Origin of the sequence: Nocardia violaceofusca NBRC 14427, from assembly GCF_963869435.1 — a bacterium.
GTDB classification, from domain to species: Bacteria; Actinomycetota; Actinomycetes; order Mycobacteriales; family Mycobacteriaceae; genus Nocardia; species Nocardia aobensis.
Map to the genome: position 1 here is coordinate 1 of NZ_CAWMPM010000031.1, position 22,324 is coordinate 22,324.

The 22,324-nt window shown below is 68.6% G+C and carries 22 protein-coding genes; 13 read left to right on the forward strand and 9 right to left on the reverse strand.

Translation table 11 applies throughout. The annotated features are described in order from the left end of the window. The first annotated feature begins 109 nt into the window (after nucleotides 1–109). Nucleotides 110–955 (forward strand): hypothetical protein, encoded by an 846-nt coding sequence (locus tag AC5592_RS24475; protein WP_063065527.1) that lies wholly within the window; start codon nucleotides 110–112, stop codon nucleotides 953–955. Here the strand turns inward: AC5592_RS24475 and AC5592_RS24480 are convergent. After that, the gene (locus AC5592_RS24480) at nucleotides 952–1,794 is read right to left on the reverse strand and encodes an acyl-CoA thioesterase domain-containing protein (protein ID WP_063920381.1); all 843 of its coding nucleotides are present in this window, start codon (nucleotides 1,792–1,794) and stop codon (nucleotides 952–954) included. The two genes, AC5592_RS24475 and AC5592_RS24480, sit on opposite strands and share 4 nt — an antisense overlap. A 544-nt stretch (nucleotides 1,795–2,338) precedes the next feature. Here AC5592_RS24480 and AC5592_RS24485 point away from each other — a divergent pair. Next, entirely contained in the window at nucleotides 2,339–2,617 is a 279-nt protein-coding gene (locus tag AC5592_RS24485; RefSeq protein WP_232329526.1) for a hypothetical protein, read from the forward strand. 99 nt (nucleotides 2,618–2,716) lie between these two features. Here AC5592_RS24485 and AC5592_RS24490 read toward each other — a convergent pair whose 3' ends face one another. Together AC5592_RS24490 and AC5592_RS24495 are read right to left on the reverse strand one after the other, a co-directional pair. Continuing rightward, nucleotides 2,717–3,616 (reverse strand): Sco1979 family transcriptional regulator, encoded by a 900-nt coding sequence (locus AC5592_RS24490; protein WP_036508538.1) that lies wholly within the window; start codon nucleotides 3,614–3,616, stop codon nucleotides 2,717–2,719. A gap of 127 nt (nucleotides 3,617–3,743) precedes the next feature. Then, nucleotides 3,744–3,974 carry a DUF397 domain-containing protein gene (locus AC5592_RS24495; RefSeq protein WP_030515774.1) on the reverse strand — a complete coding sequence of 77 codons (231 nt, stop codon included), beginning with the start codon at nucleotides 3,972–3,974 and terminating at the stop codon, nucleotides 3,744–3,746. A gap of 420 nt (nucleotides 3,975–4,394) precedes the next feature. On the opposite strand from AC5592_RS24495, the gene AC5592_RS24500 reads away from it, so the two are divergent. From AC5592_RS24500 to AC5592_RS24520, 5 genes are all read left to right on the forward strand, one after another. After that, complete coding sequence (locus tag AC5592_RS24500) at nucleotides 4,395–5,195, forward strand: SAM-dependent methyltransferase (RefSeq protein WP_036508535.1); 801 nt, start codon at nucleotides 4,395–4,397, stop codon at nucleotides 5,193–5,195. Between the two features lie 191 nt (nucleotides 5,196–5,386). Continuing rightward, complete coding sequence (locus AC5592_RS24505) at nucleotides 5,387–5,602, forward strand: hypothetical protein (RefSeq protein WP_036508533.1); 216 nt, start codon at nucleotides 5,387–5,389, stop codon at nucleotides 5,600–5,602. Nucleotides 5,603–5,768: 166 nt separating this feature from the next. Further along, complete coding sequence (locus tag AC5592_RS24510; protein WP_063065620.1) at nucleotides 5,769–6,050, forward strand: hypothetical protein; 282 nt, start codon at nucleotides 5,769–5,771, stop codon at nucleotides 6,048–6,050. Nucleotides 6,051–6,179: 129 nt separating this feature from the next. Then, the gene (locus AC5592_RS24515) at nucleotides 6,180–6,737 is read left to right on the forward strand and encodes a TetR/AcrR family transcriptional regulator (RefSeq protein ID WP_084507094.1); all 558 of its coding nucleotides are present in this window, start codon (nucleotides 6,180–6,182) and stop codon (nucleotides 6,735–6,737) included. 30 nt (nucleotides 6,738–6,767) lie between these two features. Beyond that, nucleotides 6,768–7,421, forward strand: a complete 654-nt coding sequence (locus AC5592_RS24520) for a hypothetical protein (protein WP_063065528.1) — start codon at nucleotides 6,768–6,770, stop codon at nucleotides 7,419–7,421. 1 nt (nucleotide 7,422) lies between these two features. On the opposite strand, the gene AC5592_RS24525 is transcribed toward AC5592_RS24520, so the two are convergent. Then, the gene (locus tag AC5592_RS24525) at nucleotides 7,423–8,841 is read right to left on the reverse strand and encodes an amino acid permease (RefSeq protein ID WP_036508525.1); all 1,419 of its coding nucleotides are present in this window, start codon (nucleotides 8,839–8,841) and stop codon (nucleotides 7,423–7,425) included. 106 nt (nucleotides 8,842–8,947) lie between these two features. Here AC5592_RS24525 and AC5592_RS24530 point away from each other — a divergent pair, with 106 nt between their 5' ends. The 4 genes from AC5592_RS24530 (at nucleotide 8,948) to AC5592_RS24545 (ending at nucleotide 12,392) form a co-directional block, all read left to right on the forward strand. Further along, a complete protein-coding gene (locus tag AC5592_RS24530; RefSeq protein ID WP_063065529.1) occupies nucleotides 8,948–10,321 on the forward strand; it encodes an MFS transporter in 1,374 nt (457 codons plus the stop codon). Beyond that, nucleotides 10,314–10,733 (forward strand): MarR family winged helix-turn-helix transcriptional regulator, encoded by a 420-nt coding sequence (locus AC5592_RS24535; RefSeq protein WP_036508520.1) that lies wholly within the window; start codon nucleotides 10,314–10,316, stop codon nucleotides 10,731–10,733. Before AC5592_RS24530 ends, AC5592_RS24535 begins: the two co-directional genes overlap by 8 nt. 9 nt (nucleotides 10,734–10,742) lie before the next feature. Beyond that, nucleotides 10,743–11,228 carry a universal stress protein gene (locus tag AC5592_RS24540; protein WP_232329527.1) on the forward strand — a complete coding sequence of 162 codons (486 nt, stop codon included), beginning with the start codon at nucleotides 10,743–10,745 and terminating at the stop codon, nucleotides 11,226–11,228. 84 nt (nucleotides 11,229–11,312) lie between these two features. Next, nucleotides 11,313–12,392 (forward strand): DoxX family protein, encoded by a 1,080-nt coding sequence (locus tag AC5592_RS24545; protein ID WP_063065530.1) that lies wholly within the window; start codon nucleotides 11,313–11,315, stop codon nucleotides 12,390–12,392. A gap of 25 nt (nucleotides 12,393–12,417) precedes the next feature. Here AC5592_RS24545 and AC5592_RS24550 read toward each other — a convergent pair whose 3' ends face one another. Further along, the gene (locus AC5592_RS24550; RefSeq protein ID WP_063065531.1) at nucleotides 12,418–13,251 is read right to left on the reverse strand and encodes an alpha/beta fold hydrolase; all 834 of its coding nucleotides are present in this window, start codon (nucleotides 13,249–13,251) and stop codon (nucleotides 12,418–12,420) included. 99 nt (nucleotides 13,252–13,350) lie between these two features. Here AC5592_RS24550 and AC5592_RS24555 point away from each other — a divergent pair, with 99 nt between their 5' ends. After that, entirely contained in the window at nucleotides 13,351–13,965 is a 615-nt protein-coding gene (locus AC5592_RS24555) for a TetR/AcrR family transcriptional regulator (RefSeq protein ID WP_063065532.1), read from the forward strand. 9 nt (nucleotides 13,966–13,974) lie between these two features. Here the strand turns inward: AC5592_RS24555 and AC5592_RS24560 are convergent, their stop codons facing one another. From AC5592_RS24560 to AC5592_RS24570, 3 genes are all read right to left on the reverse strand, one after another. Continuing rightward, complete coding sequence (locus AC5592_RS24560; protein ID WP_167332027.1) at nucleotides 13,975–16,038, reverse strand: neutral/alkaline ceramidase; 2,064 nt, start codon at nucleotides 16,036–16,038, stop codon at nucleotides 13,975–13,977. A 113-nt stretch (nucleotides 16,039–16,151) separates the two neighbouring features. Further along, nucleotides 16,152–18,575 (reverse strand): beta-glucosidase family protein, encoded by a 2,424-nt coding sequence (locus AC5592_RS24565; RefSeq protein ID WP_232329528.1) that lies wholly within the window; start codon nucleotides 18,573–18,575, stop codon nucleotides 16,152–16,154. A gap of 60 nt (nucleotides 18,576–18,635) precedes the next feature. Continuing rightward, nucleotides 18,636–19,100 (reverse strand): nitroreductase family deazaflavin-dependent oxidoreductase, encoded by a 465-nt coding sequence (locus AC5592_RS24570; RefSeq protein WP_063065534.1) that lies wholly within the window; start codon nucleotides 19,098–19,100, stop codon nucleotides 18,636–18,638. Nucleotides 19,101–19,350: 250 nt separating this feature from the next. On the opposite strand from AC5592_RS24570, the gene AC5592_RS24575 reads away from it, so the two are divergent. Next, nucleotides 19,351–21,417: an acyltransferase family protein gene (locus AC5592_RS24575; protein WP_232329529.1), complete on the forward strand. Its 2,067-nt coding sequence runs from the start codon at nucleotides 19,351–19,353 to the stop codon at nucleotides 21,415–21,417. Here the strand turns inward: AC5592_RS24575 and AC5592_RS24580 are convergent. After that, entirely contained in the window at nucleotides 21,344–22,321 is a 978-nt protein-coding gene (locus AC5592_RS24580) for a glucosyl-3-phosphoglycerate synthase (RefSeq protein WP_051025379.1), read from the reverse strand. The two genes, AC5592_RS24575 and AC5592_RS24580, sit on opposite strands and share 74 nt — an antisense overlap. Nucleotides 22,322–22,324 lie beyond the last annotated feature (3 nt).

Consider the following 22,324-nt stretch of genomic DNA (forward strand, 5'->3'; position numbering starts at 1 on the left):
GGCGTGAAAACCGCACCTGAAAACACAGCTGAAAGAACGCTGCCGGAAGCGGCTGTGGAATGATCGAGTTCCCTTGCCAGAGCAGGGCATCGGGGGTAATTCTTCGAGGGTGACAGTCGATCGGGCGCAGACCTCCTCGCGCCGGCGCAACTGGGAACAACTGCCCTCGGCGACCCGGGCAGCGGTCGAAGCGGTGACGGGCCGGGTCGCGCGGGCCGATTCGGTGATCGCCGGCTTCAGCAGTCAACTCGCGACGGTGATCGAGACGGCCGATGGCCGGACCTTCATCAAGGGTGTGCCGCAACGAGATCCGGAGGTGTGGACCCAGCACCGCGAGGCCGCCCTGGCCCGTCACGTGACCCCGGTGGGCCCGCGGTTACGGTGGCAGATCGCGGCCGGCGGATGGGATCTGCTCGGATTCGAGTTCATCGCGGGGCATTTCGCGGACTATCGCGTCGACGCCGACCTCGCCGCCACCGCGGCCGCGATGTCCGCGCTGAGCCGGCTGCACCCGCCCGCCGAGGTGGAGCTCAAGGATGCCGAGGTGCGCTGGGGCGCCTATCTCGACGACGACGCCGACATCGCGGTGTTCGCCGGTGACGCCCTGCTGCACACCGACTGGAACTACAGCAACGTCATCGTCGATCACGACGAGGCCCGGCTGGTGGACTGGCCGTGGGCGACCCGGGGCGCGGCGTGGATCGACCCCGGATGCTGGATCGTGTGGCTCATCTTCGCCGGCCACGATCCGGGCGCCGCCGAGTCGTGGGCGGCCCAGGTCCCGGCCTGGCATGCCGCATCCGAGCGCGACCTGCGCATCTTCTCCACCGCACTGGCCGCGGAGTGGACCGCCACGGCCAACCGCAGCCCCAATGTGTGGACTCACGGCCTGCGCGACGCCGCCCGCCGGTGGGCCGCCCACCGTATCGGTGAGCGGCGCGGGTCGCCGGACTAGCGGCGCGCGCCGTTGGCCGCGGCGATCACACCGTCGAGGTGACTCGCGGTGATCTGGCGGGCGGCGTTGGAGACCGCGGTGATCATCGCGCTGCCGAAGGCGCCGTGGCGATCGAACAGGGTGGCGGTGCCGGCGGCGATTCCGTTGCGGCTCAAGTGATTATCGGCCTCGAGCCCGATGTCGGCCCCCTCGGGCATCCGCACCAGAGCAAGCGTCAGATCGGTGTTGATGAAACCCACTCCCGCACTGGACCAGTTGGTCACCATACTGGTCTGCTCGGCGGCCATCGCGGCCACCACGAACGGCGAGGGCCGCTCCCCGTCGACCACGTTCACCGGATGCTGCCAGCTGCGTTTGCGACTGCCGTTCTCGTGTTCCGAGGGCACCCGCGACCAGTGTGCGGAATCGTCGCTGTGCCACAGCGGTGCGGTCGGCAGATCGGAGGGCGGCGCCACCTCGAGCGACGGCGGCACCGGCTGCCGGTCCCGGGTCCAGATTTCGCCCGGCGGTTGCTCGGACGGTTGCAGGAAGACCACCGAGGCGCGTGCCGCGGGTTCGCCGTCCTGGGTGACGACCGCGTCGGCGAGCCGGATGCGCTTGCCGTTGCGCACCCGGGTCGTCGAGACCGACAGCTCGTGCATGCGCGCCGGTTTGAACAGGTCCACGGTGAGCCGCACCGGCACGAACCCGTCGGTGGCGTGCTCGTTGTCGAGCGCGCGCGCCAGCAGCCCGCACAGCGCCGGTCCGACCACCTGATCGGCCGACCACTGACTGGCCGCCATCCGGTTCGGGGTGAAGCCCCGGCCGTCCACCGCGAAATATCCGTGCGAGCTGTCCACTGCGCGTGCCTGTCTCCTCGGGTCACCGCCCGCGAGTACCGCACCGGCCGCCGTCGGCGACAGCGCGCGTTCGCCGTCGGCGACTGATCTTGCTGGTCCAGGCAGATATAGCACGGCAACGAGAACCGGTTCCACGCCGGGGCCGCAGCGCGGGACACGTTCGACACGCTCGGCAGCGTGTTCGATCATGATCGGCATGTCGATTTCCGGCGGCAATACCACATTTTTTCGGCGAGAGAACCAGCCGTCCGGTCCGTGTGGAAACAGTGCAGCAAGCCACCCGCCCGCCCGGGCCGCCGTGCCGGTCGGTATATCTCCCCCGCTATCGGAATCGGCCCCGGATTCCCGTCCGAAGGGAGGCCTCCGGCAGCGGTTCACAGCAACCCGTCAGCAGCCGAAAACCACGCTCTGACCGGGGATTCGATGTTGCAGATGTGCTTGCATATGATCTCGCGGCCACCCTAGACTCGGGCTGCAAGGCAATGCAGGGGACTACCCGTGAGCCGCAGGGTGAACCGGAAGCCAATTTTCGCCGAAGGAAATCATGCGGCCTGGCGTCAGGGGCGTTCGTATGAACCAGCCAATGGGTCTCGGTCGGCTCGGAGTGATGGACAGGAACCGGACCGGGCATCACATCTATTCGCGGGAAACCGCAACATCTTTCGTCATCAGTGCGGTCGAGTCCACCGGCGCGGCCACACGCGATGATTTCGATATCGATCGCATCGTCACCACCGCGCACGCGTTGGTGAACGATTGGGATTTCGACGCGATGCAACCGGAAGCTTTCTGGCGCATCGCATCCAGCTTCATCAAACAATAGATCGGGACGGAAGTAGTAGCCGCCGGCCTTCGGGTCGGCGGCTACTGCTGTCTTACGGCTACTGCGGTCTTCAGGGACCCGAACCACCCGGGCGAGCGCCTAGGCCAGGTCGGGCAGGTCGGCCGCGGCCTTCTTCATCATCTCCCGCGACCGCTCCGGCGGTTCGGCCTGCACACTGAGCCGATCCATGACCTGGCGGTAGAGCTCCAGATCCTGCTGACGATCCAGATACAGTGCGCTGGTCAGCTGTTCGAGATACACGATGTCGGGCAGTTCGGGTTCGGCGAAGCGCAGCATGGTGAACGAGCTGCCCGCCGCCGCGTGACCGCCGGCCGCGTACGGCAGCACCTGGATGGTCACGTTCGGTTTCATCGAGACCGCGACCAGATGGTCGAGCTGTGCGCGCAGCACCTGCTCACCGCCGATCGGCCGGTGCAGCACCGCTTCGTCGAGGACGGCCCACAGCGTCGGCGCTCCGGGGCGGTCCAGGATTTCCTGGCGCTTCTTGCGCAGTTCCACTCGGCGAGCGGCCTCGGCGTTCTCATGCCCGAGCGCCACCACCGAGCGGGTGTACTCCTCGGTCTGCAGCAGACCGGGAACGAGCTGACCTTCGAAGGTACGAATCGACTTCGACGCGTGTTCCAGACCCAGATAGGTCTCGAACCATTGGGGCAGCAGATCGTTGTAGCTGTGCCACCACCCCGGCTGGTTCGCGCGACTCACCAGATCCAGGAACATCTCACGCTCTTCGGCGTTCTCGACGCCGTAGAGCGTCAGCAGATCGCGAACGTCGCGTTCCTTGAAACCGGTGCGGCCCAATTCGAGTCGGCTGATCTTCGCGTGTGAACCACGGATGTGCTCGCCGGCCGCCTCACGCGTGATGCCAGCGCCCTCCCGCAGTTTGCGGAGCTGTCCGCCGACCGCGATCCGAAGCGCTGTCGGACCGCGTTCGGCGACAAGCGAATCCACACGGCCGATCCGGACGGGCTCTGCCATCATGAGGTCTACTCCGATGCTCGACGATCACCGGCAATGAGGGTACAACCATCGAGAGCAGCTGGTCGAACATCAGGAATCTCTGCCTCGTCGCGTACCGACACCGCGCCGAATGCCATGCTACCGCCGATCAGGCCAGATCGTCGAACTCTCCACTCTTGGCGCCACGCAGGAACGCATCGATCTCGGGGCGGGTGTAGACGAGCACCGCACCCTCGGGGTCACGCGAGTTGCGCACGGCAACCAGGCCATTGGACAAATCGGCCAATTCGACACAGTTCCCGCTCGGATTGCTGAACGTGCTCTTGCGCCACGCGGCTTCGGACAGGCGGCCGGCTGTGGTGGCAGTGGAATCGGTCATGACTGTCTCCAGGGTTCGTGGTGGCCGAGCTCGGCAGCAGAGGCCCACACTCGGCGATCCGGATTGAACGAGCTGATGCCTATCTTCAGCTCTTGCATATGTTCGAGCAAATGTACTTGCATTTGAAACCGACGCTTTGAACGATAGCACGGGGGTTGGCCCGGATCGAGCCCTGCGGAAAATCGCAAAAAACCAAGGGCGACAAGGCCTTTTCCATTGACTCGTCATCTTTCGAATCGCCCCGAGGGCGCCCGAAAGCGGTGTCCGACCGGTCGGTTTCGGGCCCGGACCGGGGCGGATGGCACATTCCGCGCGGATCGGCCCACCGGATGCGAACGTTTCGGTTACCGTCTCGCCCACCCGTCATCGGCAACCGCCGGACGGGACTCGAACGTCGGAACCGGGAGCAGGAGGGAATCGGTGCCGCCAAGACAGCAGCAGCCGAGCCGGCAGCGTGAGATTCGGACCGATATTCCGCATACCGCGCGAATCTGGAACTACTGGATGGGGGGACGGCAGAATTACGAGGTCGACCGCCGGGTAGGCAGCGCGGCAACGGAACTCGATCCCGGTATCACCGCCCTGGCGGCCGAGAGCCGCCGCTTTCTCCGGCGCGCCGTCGGCCATCTGGCCGGCGACCTCGGGGTCAGGCAATTTCTCGACATCGGCGCCGGACTGCTCGCCACGGACAACACCCATGAGGTCGCGTGCGGGCGCAATCCGGCGGCGCGGGTCGTCTATGTGGACAACGACCCCCTGGTGCTGACCCACGGCCGGACCCTGCTGACCGACCCACGGGCCGTATATCTGGACGCGGATCTACGCGAACCGGATCTCCTGTTCGACCGTGTCGCAGACATTTTCGATCTCGACGAGCCGGTCGCGGTCATGTTCATGGGCGTGCTGGGCCACTGCGAGCGCATCGGCGAACTGCGTGGAGTCGTCGCGGATTCGATGGCGCGGGTCTGCCGGGGCAGCTACCTCGCCTACTGGGACGGGACCACCGACAGCGCCGATTTCGTCCGGATGTGCGCGACGTACGAAAATGTCACGGCCGTACCGTATTTCCCGCGCGACCATTGCGAGCTGCGCTCCATCTTCGCGGAGCTGGAGTTGCTCGAACCCGGCTTCGTCCCACTGACTCGATGGCGCCGACCGGTCGGCGAACCGGTACCGACCGTGCCGGTGTCGGGTTACGGCGCGGTGGCGCGCAAACCGTGATCACCCGTTGCGGCACAACACTTCCGATCACCGGCGAGTGTGCAGATGTACTTGCATTTGCTCCTTGCAGCGCCGTAAACTCGACCGCACGACATGGCCGGACCACGCCGGAGCAGGCAGGCCGGAAGCAGCGGGAGGCCGTGCCGAAACGTTCGCTTCCGCAATCTTTCGCCAACGGTCGAGGGCATCCCATGAACCAACTGCTCCAGCATTCCGGTACATGCGATCACGGCCTATCCGAGCACCGCGCGCCCGGTGCCGATCAGGTCGGTGACTGCGCCACCGAACCCCGAGAACTCACCTATCCCCGCGCTCGCGCGATTCTCTACGCACACGATCGGCACCTGTCGTGCCGGCAGTGGATCGCCGCCGCGGCGTATCTGTCCGCCGGACTCGACGACGAGTAGTTCGTTCCACGCTCGGCGGGGACCCCGTCAAGACGGCTGAACGCCTCGAAACCGGTCTCCGACACCGCGATTCCGCATCCCGGCTCGCATTCGCTTGCCATCAGGACGAATACGCGCCCTACGATGGTGGTACCCGCACCACACCATCTTGTGGAACGAGGGCATCATGATCCTTCTCGCGGTGCACGACGTCATAGTGGCCCAGGTCGGCAATCCGACGCCCGAGACACCTCCGGCGGCGGACAAACTCCTGAAACTGGTGCGTTACTTCACCTGGTTAATGCTGCTGTCCGGGACCAGCGCGATCATCTTCGCGGGCGGCCGGTTCGCCTGGGAGAAGTGGAACGGCGGCCCGCTGCAGTCGCCGAAAATGGTGGCCGGCGCCCTCGTCGGTGGCCTGGTCGCGACCAGCGCCGGAACTCTGATGAATTCGATTCTGACGCAGTAGTTCCCGACATTCCGGACGATTCACCCGGAAACGGCACGGTCCGGTCCCGCCTCCGCGCACCGTCCCAGTAGGGTGAACGCGGACCACCGGCGGATCCGGTGCCGTCCCTCGGTCGAGAAGGGAGGGCCCGTGGCCGGCAGGCGGACCGACACCCGGGACCGCATCCGGTCGGTCGCGATGGAGCTGTTCTCCGCGCACGGCTACGAACACACCTCGATCCGGGAGATCGCCGATCGGCTCGCCATCACCAAAGCCGCGGTCTACTACCACTTCCGATCCAAGGAAGACATCGTCGTCAGCCTCGCCGACGATCTGCGCACGGGCATCGACGACCTGCTGGCCTGGGCCGAGGGTCAACCGCCCGGACCGGAGACCGGCCGCGAGATCCTGCGCCGCTACGGCGCCGTGCTGCACGACACCGGGCGGGAGATGACGCGGTTCATGTACGAGAACCAGCCCGCGTTCCGCCGGCTCGGCGTGGGATCGGTGCTGCGCTACCAGTTCCGCGCGGTCGCCGACGCGATGACCGCACCCGGCCACGATCCCCTGGCGGTCTTCCATGCCCGCCAAGCTCTGCTGGCCATCTCGTGGAGTATCGGGATGATGGGTGACGTCGAGCTGACCGACGAGCAATGTCGCCGGGCCGCAGAGGATATCGCGCTGGCCATCTACGAACGGGCACAATGAGAGCCTGATGAAGGTCGGCCCGAGGACATCATGGATACACGCGTAACCCTCCTGGCCGCTGCGACACTCGCGGCGCCGCTGCTGATATGTGGGTGCTCCCACCAGAATTCGTCGCCGGTGAGCCAGGCGGCACATCCGGTTTCCATCGCCCATCAGGGCACACCCGCGGTCGGTCCCGGTCCCTCCGGTACCTACACCGTCGCCGCGCAACCGCCGCCGGGCACCTGCCATGTCGGCAAATCCGCTGACGGACAGCCACTTCCGGATCCGCACTGCACCCCGGGCGCGACCAATCCCAAGGTCACGCCCGACACCGTGAAGTCGACGATCTGCGTGGGCGGATACACCCAGTCCATCCGCCCGCCGGCGAATATCACCGACCGGGAGAAGAAGGCCAACGCCGAATCCTACGGCTACACCGGCAATCTGCACGATGCCGAATACGACCACCTGATCTCACTGGAACTCGGCGGCGACCCGAACGATCCGCGCAACCTCTGGGTCGAACCGCCCTCGCCCGACCACAAGGCCGGGTCCGGGCCGAACAACCCCAAGGATTCGGTGGAGAACAAACTGCACTCGCTGATCTGCTCCGGCGCGGTCGGCCTGACGGACGCGCAGAACGCCATCGCCGGCGACTGGACCACCGCGTTGGCCGCGGTCGGCCATCCGGACGGAAAGTAGGTCAGCTCGCCGCGGAGGCCCGGCGGCGCGCCAGCCGGTTCACCACCGGGTATCCGGCGCACACCAGGACCGCCCACACCAGGCCGACCACGAGCGCGGTGCGGCCGCTGTCGGTCCAGAACAGCAACACCACGACCAATCCGAGGAACGCCAGCGCCAGCACCGAGCTGACGGGCGCCCCGGGCAGGCGGTAGTCGCTGGCCGGCAGCTCGCCGCGCCGCACACGGACACGATAGATCAGGTGGCAGACCAGGATCATGCCCCAGACGAAGATGATGCCGATGGTCGACACCGAGGTGATGTAGTTGAACGCCTTGTCCGGTGAGACGAGGTTGACGATCACACCGATCACCATCATCGCCGCCGAGAGCACGATGCCCGCGAACGGCACCCGGCGGTTGCTCAGACCACCGAGCGCGGCCGGGGCCTCGCCGCGCAGCGAGAGGCTGCGCACCATGCGCCCGGTGGAGTAGATACCGGAGTTGCACGACGACAGCGCCGCGGTCAGCAGCACGAAGTTGATGATCCCCGCCGCCCCCGGAATGCCGATCTGCTCGAACACCTCCACGAACGGGCTGCGCCCGGAGTGGAAGACCCGCCAGCTCGACACCGACATGATCACGATCAGCGCGCCCACGTAGAACAGCCCGATCCGCAGCGGCAGCGAGTTGATCGCCCGGCGCAGGGTGCGGCGCGGATCGGCGGCCTCGCCCGCGGTCACGCCGACGAGTTCGACGCCCACATAGGCGAAGAGCACGATCTGCAACGCCAGCAGCGCCTGGCCGAATCCGTTCGGGAAGACACCGCCGTCGGCCCACAAATTGGTCACCGTCGGATCGGGCGCGTGGCCGAAACCGAAGATCAGCACGCCGATACCGATGACGATCATCGCGACGATGGCGGTCACCTTGATGGTGGAGAACCAGAATTCTCCCTCGCCGAACAGCTTCACCGAGATCAAATTCGCGGCGAACAGCACGCCGAGCACGACCAGCGCGGTCACCCATTCCGGTACGGCGAACCAGTACTTGATGTATTTGCCGGCGACGGTGATCTCGGCCATGCAGGTCGCCACCCACACCGCCCAGTAGGTCCAGCCGGTGACGAAGCCGGCGAAGCGACCGAGGAATTCGTGCGCGTATTCACCGAAGCTGCCCGACACCGGCCGGTAGGTGAGCAACTCCCCCAGCGCGCGCATGATCACGAAGATCGCCAGGCCGGCGGCGAGGTAGCACAGGATCAGCGCCGGGCCGGCCTGTTCGATGGCCCCACCGGATCCGTAGAACAGTCCCGTGCCGATCGCCCCGCCGATGGCGATCATCTGGATGGTTCGGGGGTTGAGGCCGCGCTGGTAGCCCTCTTCACCCGCGGACGCGAGGGCGGGCGCGCCCGGCTCCTCGGGTTTCCGGTCGGTCGTCATATCGCAGCACCGTACCGGGTCGGGGCCGGTATGCGACCGGTGCAACCGTGCAGTGAACTAGTTCACAGTCCTTGTCAGCGAATAGTTGTGAGCGCACAATCATTGTGTGCCTACAACTGTTTCCGGGCTGACGCCGCGCCACAAGACGATCGTGCTGGTCACCTGCTGTCTGAGCCTGCTGATCTCGTCGATGGACGCGACCATCGTCAATGTCGCGATTCCGACCATCCGCAGCGATATGAACGCGCCGCTGTCGCGGCTGCAGTGGATCGTCGACGTCTACACCCTCACCCTGGCGAGCCTGCTGATGCTGTCCGGTGCGACCGCCGACCGCTTCGGACGCAAACGCATGTTCCGGATCGGGCTGAGCATCTTCGCCCTCGGCTCGTTGCTGTGCAGCCTCGCGCCCGATATCGACATGCTGATCGGGGCACGTTTCATCCAGGCCATCGGCGGTTCGATGCTCAATCCCATCGCGATGTCGATCATCACCACGGTCTTCACCGGCCGCGTCGAACGGGCTCGCGCGGTCGGCGTCTGGGGCGCGGTCGTCGGTATCTCCACCGCGATCGGCCCGATGGTCGGCGGCGTGCTGATCGACGCGCTGGGCTGGCAGTCGGTGTTCTGGATCAATCTGCCGATCTGCGCCGTCGCGCTCGTGCTGACCACGGTCTACGTCCCGGAATCGAAATCGCGGACGGCACGCGGTATCGATCCGCTCGGCCAGGTGCTGGCGGTCGTGGTGATGTTCACGCTGGTCTTCGGGCTGATCGAACATCGCCCGGAGATCTCCGGCATCACGGCCGTGGCGCTGGCGGGATTCCTCTACGCCGAACGGCGCCATCGCTCGCCGTTCATCGATCTGCGATTCTTCCGCAGCGTGCCGTTCGCGGCGGCCACCGTCACCGCGATCTGCGCCTTCGCCGGACTGGGCGCCTTCCTCTTCAGCGCTTCGCTGTATCTGCAAGGCGTACGGCATTATTCGGCTGTGCACACGGGACTTCTCTACCTGCCGATGGCGCTGGCGATGCTGATCTGCTCGCCGCTGTCGGGCCGGCTGGTCGGCCGCTTCGGCACCCGGCCCTCGCTGGTCGCCGCCGGAATTCTGATGACGGCAGCCGCCGCGCTACTGACCACACTGCGACCCGATACCCCGGTCTGGCAACTGGTGGTGATGTTCGCGATCTTCGGCGCCGGTTTCGGGACGGTGAACCCGCCGATCACCACGGCGGCGGTCAGCGGGATGCCGATGGATCGGGCGGGCGCGGCCTCGGCGGTCGCCTCGACCAGCCGCCAGATCGGCGTCAGCGTCGGTGTCGCCCTGTGCGGCCTGCTGGCCGGGGCGGGACTGTGGTGGGTCGTGGCGGCACTGGCGGCGGGCGTCGTGGTGCTGGGCATCGCCGCCAACACCGGCTGGGCGCTGCGCTCGCGCGACCGGATCTCTCCCCTGCTCGAACACAAGGAGCCCGTTCATGTCTGACGGTCCGCTCGCCCCGAGCCCGGACGAGGTCTGGCGCGTACTGACCGACGTGGTCAAGGACACCCGCGACACCTGGAAGCGCGCGGTGGTCGATCGAACGGGCATGCCGTTCAGCAGGTTTCGAGTACTGCGTCGGCTGGCGCCCGGCCCGCTGCCACTCAAGGAACTCGCCCGGGTGGCCACCATGGACGCGCCGGCCACCACCGTGGTGGTCAACGATCTCGAGGCCCGCGGTCTGGTCTCGCGCGACACCGCTGCCGACGATCGGCGGCGCAAACTGGTGACGATCACCGATGCCGGGCGGGAGGTGCTCGCCCGGGCGATGGCCACTCCCGATCCGCCGCCGCCCGCCCTCACCGCGCTGCCGCCCGAGCAGTTGCGCGCGCTGCACGATCTGTTGCGCCTGCTCTAGGCTCGGGTCGTGGCCGAAGAGACAACACCGGAGTGGGCGCCCGGCCTGTCGTCGGGTTTCGAACTGGGCACCGACGGCCCCCGGGTGATCATGGTCGGCATCGACGGATCCGATGCCTCCTGGCGCGCGACCGCCTATGCCGCGGGACTGGCCCGGCGCCAGAACTCCCTGCTGGCAATGATTTACGTCCAGCCCTGGATGGCCATGGCCGGCGCCTACGGCGTCGACGTCCAGGGCGCGACCGCGGAGATGGCCGAGGATCTGGCCCGGGAGGTACGCGAGCACGCGGAGAAGGTCAAGGACGTCTACCGCACCCGCTGGAAGTTCATCACCCGCCGCGGCGATCCGTTCACCGTGCTGGCCGAGGCCGCCGACGAATTGAAGGCCGACGGCGTCGTGGTCGGCGCGTCCGAGAAGGCCGGGCATCGAATTATCGGCTCGGTCGCGGTGCGTCTGGTGAAAGCGGGCCGCTGGCCGGTTACTGTCGTGCCCTGAGCTCCGTCGGCGTCCCGAGTGTGATTGGGACGCGGCATCGGGGGAACCCGCCGGAACGAGACCGTTGAGGAAAGGGTTTTCACTATGTTGATTCGCCGCCTTGCCCGGCCGCTACTGGCATCGGTGTTCGTCGTCGACGGAGTCGACACTCTGATGCATCCCGAGCCACGGGCGCAGGCCGCCACCACCCTGGTATCCCATGGGGAACAGCGTCTGCCGGATTCGGTATCGGCCAAACTGCCCTCCGATCCGGCGAAAATAGTGCGGATCAATGCCATCGTCCGAGTCGGCGCCGGAACCCTGCTCGCCCTGAACCGCGCACCCCGGCTCTCGTCGCTGGCGTTGGCGGTGACCGTCGTCCCGGCCACCGTGACCGAGCAGGACTTCTGGAACGAATCGGATGCGCAGCAGCGCGCCGCCAAGCGCACGGCCTTCCTCAAGGACGTCGGCCTGCTCGGTGGCCTGCTCATCGCCGCCGCCGATACCGAGGGCAAGCCCTCGCTGGGCTGGCGGGGTCGCCGGGCCGCGCGCAAGGCAGCCGCCGCCCTCCCGTTCACCGCCACCACCGCCGACACGGTGCGGGATCGCCTGCAGCAGCAGGCCGTCCGCGGCCGGGAACTGGCCTCGGTCGCCGCGGACAAGGGCGCCGACCTGGCCTCGGTGGCGCAATCGCGTGGCGCCGAGCTGGCCTCGGTGGCCCAGTCTCGCGGCGGTGAACTCGCCGAGGCGGCTCGCGAGCAGGGCACCGAATGGGCGGAGTTGGCACGCGACCGCGGCGCCGAATGGGCCGGCGCCGCACTCGACCATCGCGGTGAGTGGGCCGAGCTGGCCAAGCGGCGCGGCGCGGATTTGGCCGAAGCGGCGCGCGAACACGGCGGTGAGTGGGCCGAGCTCGCCAAGCGCAAGAGTGCCGAACTCGCCGACACCGCGGGTGATCATCGGGGCGACTGGGCCGAGCTCGCGAAGCACCGCGGCACCGAATGGGCCGAGGCCGCCCGCGAACACGGTGGCGATTGGGCCGAGGTGGCCAAGCAGCGCGGGTCGATCTTCGCGCGCCAGGCGCGCAAGCGCGCCGAGAAGGCGGCCGAGGCCGCGCGCGAGCGTGCGGAGAAGGCCGCCGACACCGCCCGCGAACGTCTGGCCGAAGCCCGAAACGGCAAGTGACACCGGATTTCTCACCGGCGCCGGATCAGGCGCCGGTGAGGAACGCCGTCATTTCCGCGGCCACGGCCTCGGGTTGATCCAGCATCGACAGGACGTAGGCGTCCTCGATTTCCACCAGCCCGCCCGCGGGCAGGAGTTCGGCGAGGCGGCGCCCGTGTTCGCGCGGCATCGGCGCGGCCGCCGGGGACCACAGCACCAGGGCGCGGCCGGGAAAGTTCCGCAGGGCTTCGGTATCGGCGATCAGTTGCGCGGCCGGCGGCAGCACCCGGCCGTATTTGCGCACGTCGCGGCCGATGTCCCGATTACGCAGCGCGGGTTCGGTCCAGCCGCGCATCAACTCGTCGGGTACCGGATAGCGCGCCATCTGCCCGTAGATCAGCGACGAGCGGCGCAACAGCCCGATCCGCAACTGGCGCAGGACGATCGGTAGCGCACCCGGGACGCGCAGCGCGAGCACGGCCAGCTTTCCGGGCAGGCCGGGCGGGAAGTTGTCGAAGGCCTCACACGGGAGCACGATCAACTGGGCGACGCGTTTGTCCAGACCGTAGGCGGTGAGGAACAGTCCGCCACCCCAGTCCGAATGCACCAGGGTGACATCGCGAAGATCGAGCGCGTCGAGGAAGTCCGCGAGCACCACGTTCTGGCCGCGCATACTCAGGTCGGCGTCCGCCCGCATCGGTTCCGGATGCGCGCCGAGTGGCAGCACCGGCCGTACATAGCGAAAACCGCTGGGCAGCAAGGGCATCACACGATCCCACACCGTGTGGTCGATGAGCAGTCCGTGCAGCAGCACGACCGGCGGACCCTGTCCCTCCTCGACGTAGTGGATCCGCCCGGCGGGAACCTCGACGACCGGCATGCGCTGCCACCTCCACATCGGACACCTGCGGCCACGTCCGGAAAGACGCGTCCACCTGCTAGAACATTCGCTCTAGAGCGTGTGTTCTAGTATGGGAGCATGTCCGAGACCGTGTCAACCCCGACCGCCGAGCGCATCGTCACCGCGACGGCGGAACTGATGCGCCGTCAGGGCTACGGCGCCACCAGCGTCAAACAGATCACCGCCGCCGCGCGGGCCCCGATCGGATCGCTGTATCACCATTTCCCGCAGGGCAAACAGCAGATCGCGGCCGCCGCGCTGCGAACCAGCGGCGCCGCCTACATCCAGCTGTTACCGCTGCTGATGGACCCGTATCCGGAGCTGCGGGTGGCGGTGGTGGCCGCGTTCACCGCCGCCGCGGAACAGATCGAGCAGTCCGGTTGGATGAACATGTGCCCGGTCGGCACGGTCGCGGGCGAGATCGCCGACAGCGAACCGGCGTTGCGAGAGGTGACCGCCGAGGTGATGCAGTCCTGGATCGACCAGGGCAGCGCGTACTTCCGGGCCCGCGGGCTGTCCGCGCCCACGGCCCACACCTTCGTGATCGCGGTCCTGGGCGCCCTGGAGGGCGCGTTCATTCTCAGCCGCACCCTGCGCTCGACCGGCCCGATCGAATCGGCCGGCCTGGCGATGGCCGCCTATCTCGACACGCTCACCGAAACGCGCTCCCCGGCAACGGTTTCCGAGGAATGAAACAGGCGCTCAGCCCACGGCGAATTCTGCGGTCGTGCCGGTGAACGGGACGGTCGCGGCGCCGTCGCGGCGGTCACCGCGGTATTCGATGCGATAGCGCCCCGCTTCCGCATCGGCGGGCACGGTCCAGTGGATGGCGACGCGCGAGGCCTCGGGCTGGCCGGGCGGGCGTGACCAGTGCAGTTCGGTGCACCAGTCGTTGTCGTCGAACACCGCGTGCCATTGCTCGCCCTCGGCGCGCTGCACCTCGAAATAGCTTCCGCCGGTGTGGAAATCGTTGGCGGGGTGGGCGCCGCAGAACTCGACCGTCACCGTATCGCCGTGTCCGTAGCCGGGTTTCGGCGCGGTGATCACCTCACCGAACGTGCGCCCGGTCATCGGCGCGTCGGCCGGTACCGGCGGCAGGAGATTCGGCTGTATGCCTGCCGTCCAGTCCAGCGGGGCCGGGCCGCGGCCCAGGTCGACGCGCGCGGCCACCGCGCGGGCCAGTCGATCGAATTCCTGCACATAGGCGGGCAGTGTCCAGCGACCGTACAGCGTCTCCCCGCCCTCGTACTGCTGGGAGGCGTATTCCTCCGGCGTGGTCACATAGCCGCAGTAGCCGTTCGAATACCCTTGCAGCAGCACGTTTTCCAGCGGCACGGACAGTGCGTGCGCCACCACCCGCCGGATGCGCAATCCCGAGACCACCGTGTATTCCGCCGGACCCGAGGCCAGCACCAGATCGCCGATCCGCAGAATCTGGATCGGCACCGTCAGCGGCACCCACGGGCGCGGCGGCAGCACACCCAGCGGCGCCACGATCAGCTTGGGCGCCTGCACATCCCGCATCCACTGCTCGATGGGGCCGTCCAGTCCGCCGAGCGCCGCGACGACCGGATCCGCATTGCCTTCCTGCAGGAACGACAGCTGGGTCTTCCAGTTGTCCTCCGAACTGGTCGCTGCGGCCGCGGCGCCCATCATGGCGGGCGCGGTGCGCGCCGGTTTGCCGTCGGGCGTGTAGGACCCGTCGATGGCGATGTCGGCCATGTTCAGATAGCGCAGGGCCGCGTCCACTCCCCCGCTGCGCATCGGCCGCGCCGCGTCGAAAGCCGCACGGCCCGCGCGATATTGACGCTCGCCGATGAGAGAGCAGTTGAGCCGGTTGTCCTCGGTGGGCCCGGACGGATGCCACGGCGTGAGGCCGATGTTCGGCGTCATATCGCCGGCGTTGGTCTGCGCGAACGCCGCCACGAAACCGGGCTTTCCGGTGCCCGGGCGCACCCCCATCTCGTCGTGTTCCCAGCGATAGCTGGCATAGCCCTTGTTGTCGGCCGAGATCAGCGTGTTGGCGTCGGTGAGCGAGGTTCCGTGTGTCGCGAACCAGGTGATCGCGCCGATGTCGTTGCCGCCCTGCCGCAATCGCAGCACCGTCACCTGCGGATCGATCGCGTTCGGGAAGGCGGCCTTGTCGTCGGGCGGGTTGAGGTCGAAGGCCACCCGGGACCGGTTGGCCGAGGCGTCGTGCAATTCGCCGTGCCCCAGCGACAGTGTGCCCGGTGCCAGATTCTCGTGCGCCGCGACCAGTGCCGCGACGATACCGTCCACTTCGGCCTGATGGGAGTTGTTCTGAAAGCCGTATGCGGCAAGCGAATACGCGTATTCACGCGCGGTGCCGCCGCAGGAGTTGTGATTGTGGGTGGCGTTGAGGTTGACGTTGCGCTCGGTGTACAGCGCACCGAACCGCTGTGCCAGCCGCTGCATCACGGCCAGATGCACCGACTGGAACAGGCAGGCGATATCCGCGTTGACGAAGGCCACCCGCTCACCGCTGGCCCGGTCGACCACGATGTAGGCGCGCGCCCAGGTGCGCATGAGCAGACCGGTCGCGACCTGGTCGAGTTCGGAGTAGCCCATCATGCCCTGCCCGGCGACCGCGCCGGTGACATCGGCGATGCCCGCGCCGACCAGATATCCCGCCTCGTCGCCGGTGACCCGGATCGGTGCCGCCCCCGCGGAAGCGGTGGCCCCCACACCCACTGCCACGGCCGCGGTCACGGTGCCGGCCAGCATCGATCGCCGGGTAAACGTCACTGATCGCTCCTTCGATTCCGGCCGCCACGCTGCGACCGCCTCCTCCAACCGTGTGCACCGGAGATTACTGGTCACTCGTCCAGTACGCTAGCCCCGATTTCGCGGAGCCCGGGTTACTCGATCGGCGCGGTCAGTGGCAGGGCGATCACCGAGGTGCCGACGTGCACGGTGAAGGCCCCGGGTTCGGTATCCCAGCCCGCATCCGTCCAGTGCTGGAACGCCCGCTGCGGCAGCGGAATTCGCACGCGGCGCACCCCACCCGGTTCGGCGGTCACGCTGGCGAAGGCCGCCAGCCAGCGCACCGGCCGCTCGACCGCACTATCCTCACGGGACAGATAGACCTGCACGACCTGCTTACCGGTCCGCTCACCGATATTGGCCACGGTGACCTCGACCTCGCGGCCGTCCACCGCGAGATCGCTCAGTTCCCATACGGTGTAGCCGAGCCCGTGGCCGAACGGATACGCCGGCTGCACACCGGCACGCAGCCAGGCGCGGTAGCCGATGTGCACGCCCTCGTCGTAGGTCAGGGTGCCGTCGGCGGCCGGGGTGGTGCCACGGACCGGCACGTCGGCGAGTTCCTTCGGCCAGGTGGTCGGCAGCCGGCCGCCGGGTTCGGCCGCACCGGTCAGCACATCGGCCAGCGCGGCGCCGAATTCCTGACCGGGGAACCAGGACAGCAGCACCGCCGCCACGTCCTCGCGCCACGGCATCTCCACGGGCGCACCGGAATTCACGACCACCACCGTGCGCGGATTGACGGCCGCGACAGCGGCGACCAGGTCGTTCTGGCGGCCGGGCAGCGCCAACGTGGTCCGGTCGCGGCCCTCGCTCTCCAGCTGTTCGGTGGTGCCGACGACCACCACGGCCACCTCGGCTCGGCGCGCGGCCTCGACCGCCGCGGCGAATTCCTCCTCGGGCGCGCGCTCCGGCCGCGCCACGACCAGGCCGGCACCGAGAATCATGCCCAGCCCCGCCGCCGCCGACGCACCCGAACCGACCGTGATCCGGACGTCGACCTCCTGACCGGCGGCGAGCTCGCGCGCGACGCAGCGCTGCGGCGGATCCAGCAGCGCGGCAACGGGATCCGAGCCATCGAACGCGATCTCGGTGTCGATCGCGGTCGCACCGTCGAGTTCCACCACGCAGTGACCGAGGGCCGCGACACCGAGCCGCCACTCACCCGCCACATCGGCGCGCAGCCGCGCGCGCAGTTCGATCGCCGACGCGGCGGCCGCGTGCGGATCACCGAACAGCACCAGCCGGCCCGCCGTGCGGTGCTGGGTGTCGAGGACACGGTCGCCGTCGAGATAGCGCAGGCACAGTCCCGGCGTCTCGGTGGCCGGGTCGGTGACCAGCTCCAGCGGCACGGGAATCGGGTCGTCGCCGGTGCGCACACCCGGAGTGTGGGTGACCGGCAGCACCGCCGACAGACCCTCGACCGGCGTGACGGTGTGGTCGGGGATCACGGTCGCACTGCCGCCGCCCATGTACCGCGGCTGCGCGGCGGCGGGCCCGAGCAGCGCCACCGAGGTCTGCGGTGGCAGCGGCAGCACACCGTCGTTGTGCACCAGCACCATCGCGGCCGCGGCGGCCCGGCGTACCAGATCGTGGGCCTGTTCGGCGGTGAAGTCCGGAACCGGCCGGAGTTCGTGCGGGGCCAACCCGCCGACGCGATCGGCGAACCGCAGGATGCGCCGGACCTTGTCCTCGATCGCGGACTTCGGCACGGTGCCGGCCGCGAGCGCGTCGGCGAGGGCCGAACCCCACAGCGGCGACGGGCCCGGCATGGCCAGGTCGGTACCGCGGGCGGCGCCTTCGGTACTGCGCACGGCGGTCCAGTCCGAAACGACCACACCGTCGAATCCCCAACTGCCCTTGAGAGGTTCGTCCAGCAGGGGTGATTCGGTCATGGTGGTGCCGTCGACGCTGTTGTAGGCGGCCATCACCATCCACGCGCCGGCCTGCACCGCGCGTTCGAACGGATACAGGTACAGCTCGTGCAGTGCGCGCGCGGCGACGCGGACGTCGACGGTGAAGCGGTCGGTCTCGGAATCGTTGGCCACGAAGTGTTTCGGGCAGGCGGCGACGCCGTGTGCCTGCACCGCACGCACATACGCGGCCGCGATCTCCGCGGTGAGCATCGGATCCTCGGAGAAGCATTCGAAATGCCTTCCGCCGAGCGGCGATCGGTGCAGGTTCACGGTGGGTCCGAGGACGGCGTAGACGTTCTTCTGCCGGGCCTGCGCCGCGATCAGTGCCCCGATCTCGGTGAGCAGGTCGCGATCCCAGGTCGCGGCCAGCGCGGTTCCGGACGGCAGGCTGATCGAGGGATCGCGTTCGTCCCAGTTCTCGCCGCGCACGCCCGAGGGCCCGTCGGAGACCGGCATCTCGGCGAGGCCGATCGCGGAATCCCCGGCCATGCGGAACATTCCGGCGCCGGAGATGAGTCGTAGTTCGGCCGCCGGATCCAATTGTGTTGCCAGCTGCTCGATCCGGTCGTCCATCGGGTGCCCCGTTTCGTCTCGACTGCGCATCGGCCTCGACGCTACGGGATATCGGCGGGTCGGCGCCGTATCGGCCGCCGCGCGTCGGGACTACCGCAGCCGCAACCGGACCATCGGCAGCGTATCGACCGGCGCGCCGGTCGCTCGTTCGATCACGGCGCGCAGATTCCGCCAGGCCTTCGGGTGCTCGCGAATGTAGTGCGCGAGCGCCGTCGCGGAGTCGGCCTCGGTCATCGCCGTGGCCGTCGCCGGCACCGCGCGGCGGGTACCGACCCACAGGCGGACCGTCGATTCGGCCTGGATGTTGCGGTACCACTGGGCGCGCGTGCCGAAGCCGGACACGATGACGTACTCGCGCGGGCCCGGGTGGTCGACCACCTCCAGCACGACATGCCGCTTCGCACCGCTCGTGCGGCCGATGTGTTCCATCATCAGCAGGCGTTGCTCGAAGACGAATCCGAGACCCGCGCGGTACAGCCCGATGGGTGCGCGGACCAACGCCCGGGTGTGCAGCGCCCGCGCACCCAGCCCTGCGGCGAATTCGGCGAATGCCATGGCGGTCTCCTCCTGGTCGTCACCGCTCCCCAGCCGCGCTCGGCGATCAGCTCCGTCGCGGTGTCCATCAGCCGGACCCGCGTCTCGCGGCCCTGTTCGACATTGTCCGTGGTCACAAGAGGCCGTCGACTTGCCGCACGCCACGCTCGCGGAGTTGGTCCCGGGTAAGGACGGTGTGATAGGGAATTGTCGTGTCATGCACCCCTTCCGTTCATCCCGTCTACACCGCCGCGACGTCATGCCCGCGACGATGACGGAGGCGGCCATCGATCGCGCGCGAGCGGTGGGCTATCGCCGGGACCTGGACGGATTGCGCGGACTGGCCATCGCGCTGGTGGTGGTGTTCCACATCTGGTTCGGCCGGGTGTCCGGTGGGGTGGACATCTTCCTGGTGCTCTCGGGCTATTTCTTCACCGGATCGCTGCTGCGCCGGGCCGAATCCGGGGAGGTCGGCATCGGCCTCACCCTGCGGCGTACCGCCCGCCGGCTGCTGCCCGCTCTCGTCGTGGTGCTCGGCGCCGTCGTCGTGGCGACCGTCACGATGCGGCCGTACACGCAGTGGGGTGATCTGGCCGGCCAGACCCTGGCCTCGCTGCTCTACTACCAGAACTGGCGGCTGGCGACGACGTGGTCGGACTATCTGGCCGCCGATCCCTCGGTGAGCCCGCTGCAACATCTGTGGTCGATGTCGGTGCAGGGGCAGTACTACCTTGTGGCCCTGCTCGTGGTGGCCGCCACGGTATGGGTATGCCGTCGGTTCGGGCGCGAGCGCGCGATGCGGCCGGCGCTGGCGGCGGTGATCGTGGTCGCCGCCCTCGCCTCGTTCCTCTACGCCGCGCAGGGTTCGGCGACCCACCAGGGCTGGAACTACTACGACAGCGCGGCCCGGGCGTGGGAACTGCTGGTCGGCGCCGGATTGGCACTGGCCGCCGCCTCGCTGCGCGTGTCGCGGGTCGTGCGGGCGGTGCTGGCGGCCGCGGGCCTGCTGGTGGTCGCGGTGGGTGGCTGGATCACCGACGGCGCGAATCAGTTCCCGGGGCCGCCGGCGCTGCTGCCGGTCGGTGCGGCCGTGGCGTTGATCCTCGCCGGCGCCGGGGTCGGTCCCCAGCACCAGCCGCGGCTCACCCGGCTCCTGGCCTCGCCGCCGCTGGTCCGGCTCGGCGATCTGGCCTACTCGCTGTATCTGTGGCATTGGCCGTTGCTGATCTTCCTGCTCGCCGAACGCGGCGGCTCCCGCGCCGGGGTGAGCGGCGGCGCGGCGGTGATCGCCGTCTCCCTGGGGCTGGCCTACCTCACCCATCGCTACATCGAGCAGCCGCTGCGCCTGCGCCCCCGCCAGGAGAGCGACGCACCGATGTTCGGGCCGCGGTATCGCCGCACCGCCGGGGTCGCACTGTCGGTGATCGCGGCGGTGGTCGCCTGCGCGGCGGTCACCTGGAGTGCGGTCGTGCAGACTCATCCGCCGCGCGCGGTGGGCGCCCTCGACCCGATGCAGTATCCCGGCGCCGAGGCACTGGTCGGCGGCGCGTCGGTCCCGCAGGCGCGCATGCGGCCGACGCTGTACGAGGCGCCGGCCGAACTGCCCAGCCCGACCGTCGACGGATGTATCGCCGACTGGGATCACCGCGAGGTCGTCACCTGTACCTACGGGGCGGCCGATGCCCCGCACACGCTCGCGGTGGTCGGCAACTCCCATGCCGAGCACTGGATGCCGGCGCTGCAGCAGCTGGCGGCACAGCACAATTTCAAGATCCTGGTGCATCTGAAGATGGGCTGTCCGCTCACCCTCGATCAGAACGCGATGTACAAGGGCGAACCGAATCCGGATTGCCGCGACTGGTCGCACGAGGTGATCGATCTGCTGGGCAACGAGCGGCCCGAGTGGGTGTTCACCACCGGCACCCGTCCGGTCGACGCGGGCGGCGACGAAACCCCGGCCGACTACCAGGATGTGTGGAAAGCCCTGTCCGACAAGGGCATCCGGGTGATCGCGGTCCGCGACACCCCGTGGCTGCGCCGCGACGGTGTGCGCTACCGCGCGATCGACTGCCTGGCCCGCCACGGCGATCGGATCAGTTGCGGCATGCACCGCGCCGATGCGCTCTCACCGGTCAACCCGGCCCTGGACGCGTCCGCCGCCTTCCCGAACGTCTTTCCGATCGACCTCACCGACGCCGTGTGCGAACGCGACGTCTGCCCGGTGGAGGTCGGCAACATCCTCGTCTATCACGACGAACACCACTTCACCGCGAGCTACGCGCGTTCGCTGGCCCCCGAACTCGGCCGGCAGCTGAGCCCGCTGCTGGGTTGGTGGTGACCAGCGACGCCAGCGGCGGACGTTCGGCCGCCGACACCGGAGTCGTCACCCGCCGCCACCCCGTCGCGCCCGGCCGGAACTGGGTCAGCCCCACCCCCGAATCGGCGATGTCGAGGCGCGCGAGCAATGTCGCGATGATCTGACGGCTCATCACGGCCAGTTCATGGGTCGGCCGATTGCGGTGGATGCGGACGCCCAGGTCGACCTCACCGATCGCGGCGCGGCCGTAGCGGTGCAGGGTGTCGAGCAGGATGCCGATCTCGACGCCGTAGCCGGGCGCGAACGGAATCTCGGTGAGCAGGGCGCGGGTGGCGGCGTATTCACCGCCGAGCGGCTGCCGCACATCGGCCACCTCGGGGGCGAGCGCGGTCAGCAGCGGCCGGGCCACCAGCTGGGTCACCCGCCCACCACCGTCGGTGTCGCCGTGCGGATCGTCGCCGAGCGGGCGCCGGTAGAACCCTTTCACCAGCTGAATGCCCGGATCCCGCAGCAACGGCGCCACCAGCGCGGGCACGAAGCCCGGGTCCGGATCGTGCAGGTCGGAATCGATGAACACGACGATGTCGCCGGTCGTCACCGCCAGCGACCGCCACAGCACCTCCCCCTTGCCTGTGCGCACCGGCACCCCGGGCAGCGCCTGCTCGCGGGTGTACACCGCGCTCGCACCGGCGGCGCGGGCGCGGGCGATGGTGTCGTCGGTCGAGCCGGAGTCGACGACGACCAGTTCGTCGACGAGTCCGCCGACCAGATCCCGGATCGAACCGATCACGCCCGCGATGGTGTCGCGTTCGTTCAGGGCCGGGATCACGACCGAGACGGTCCGGTCGCCTTTGGCCCGGGTCAGGTCGGTCGTGCCGACATCGCGTGCGGGACAAGCCGATTCGGCGGCCGCGGCATACGTCATCGC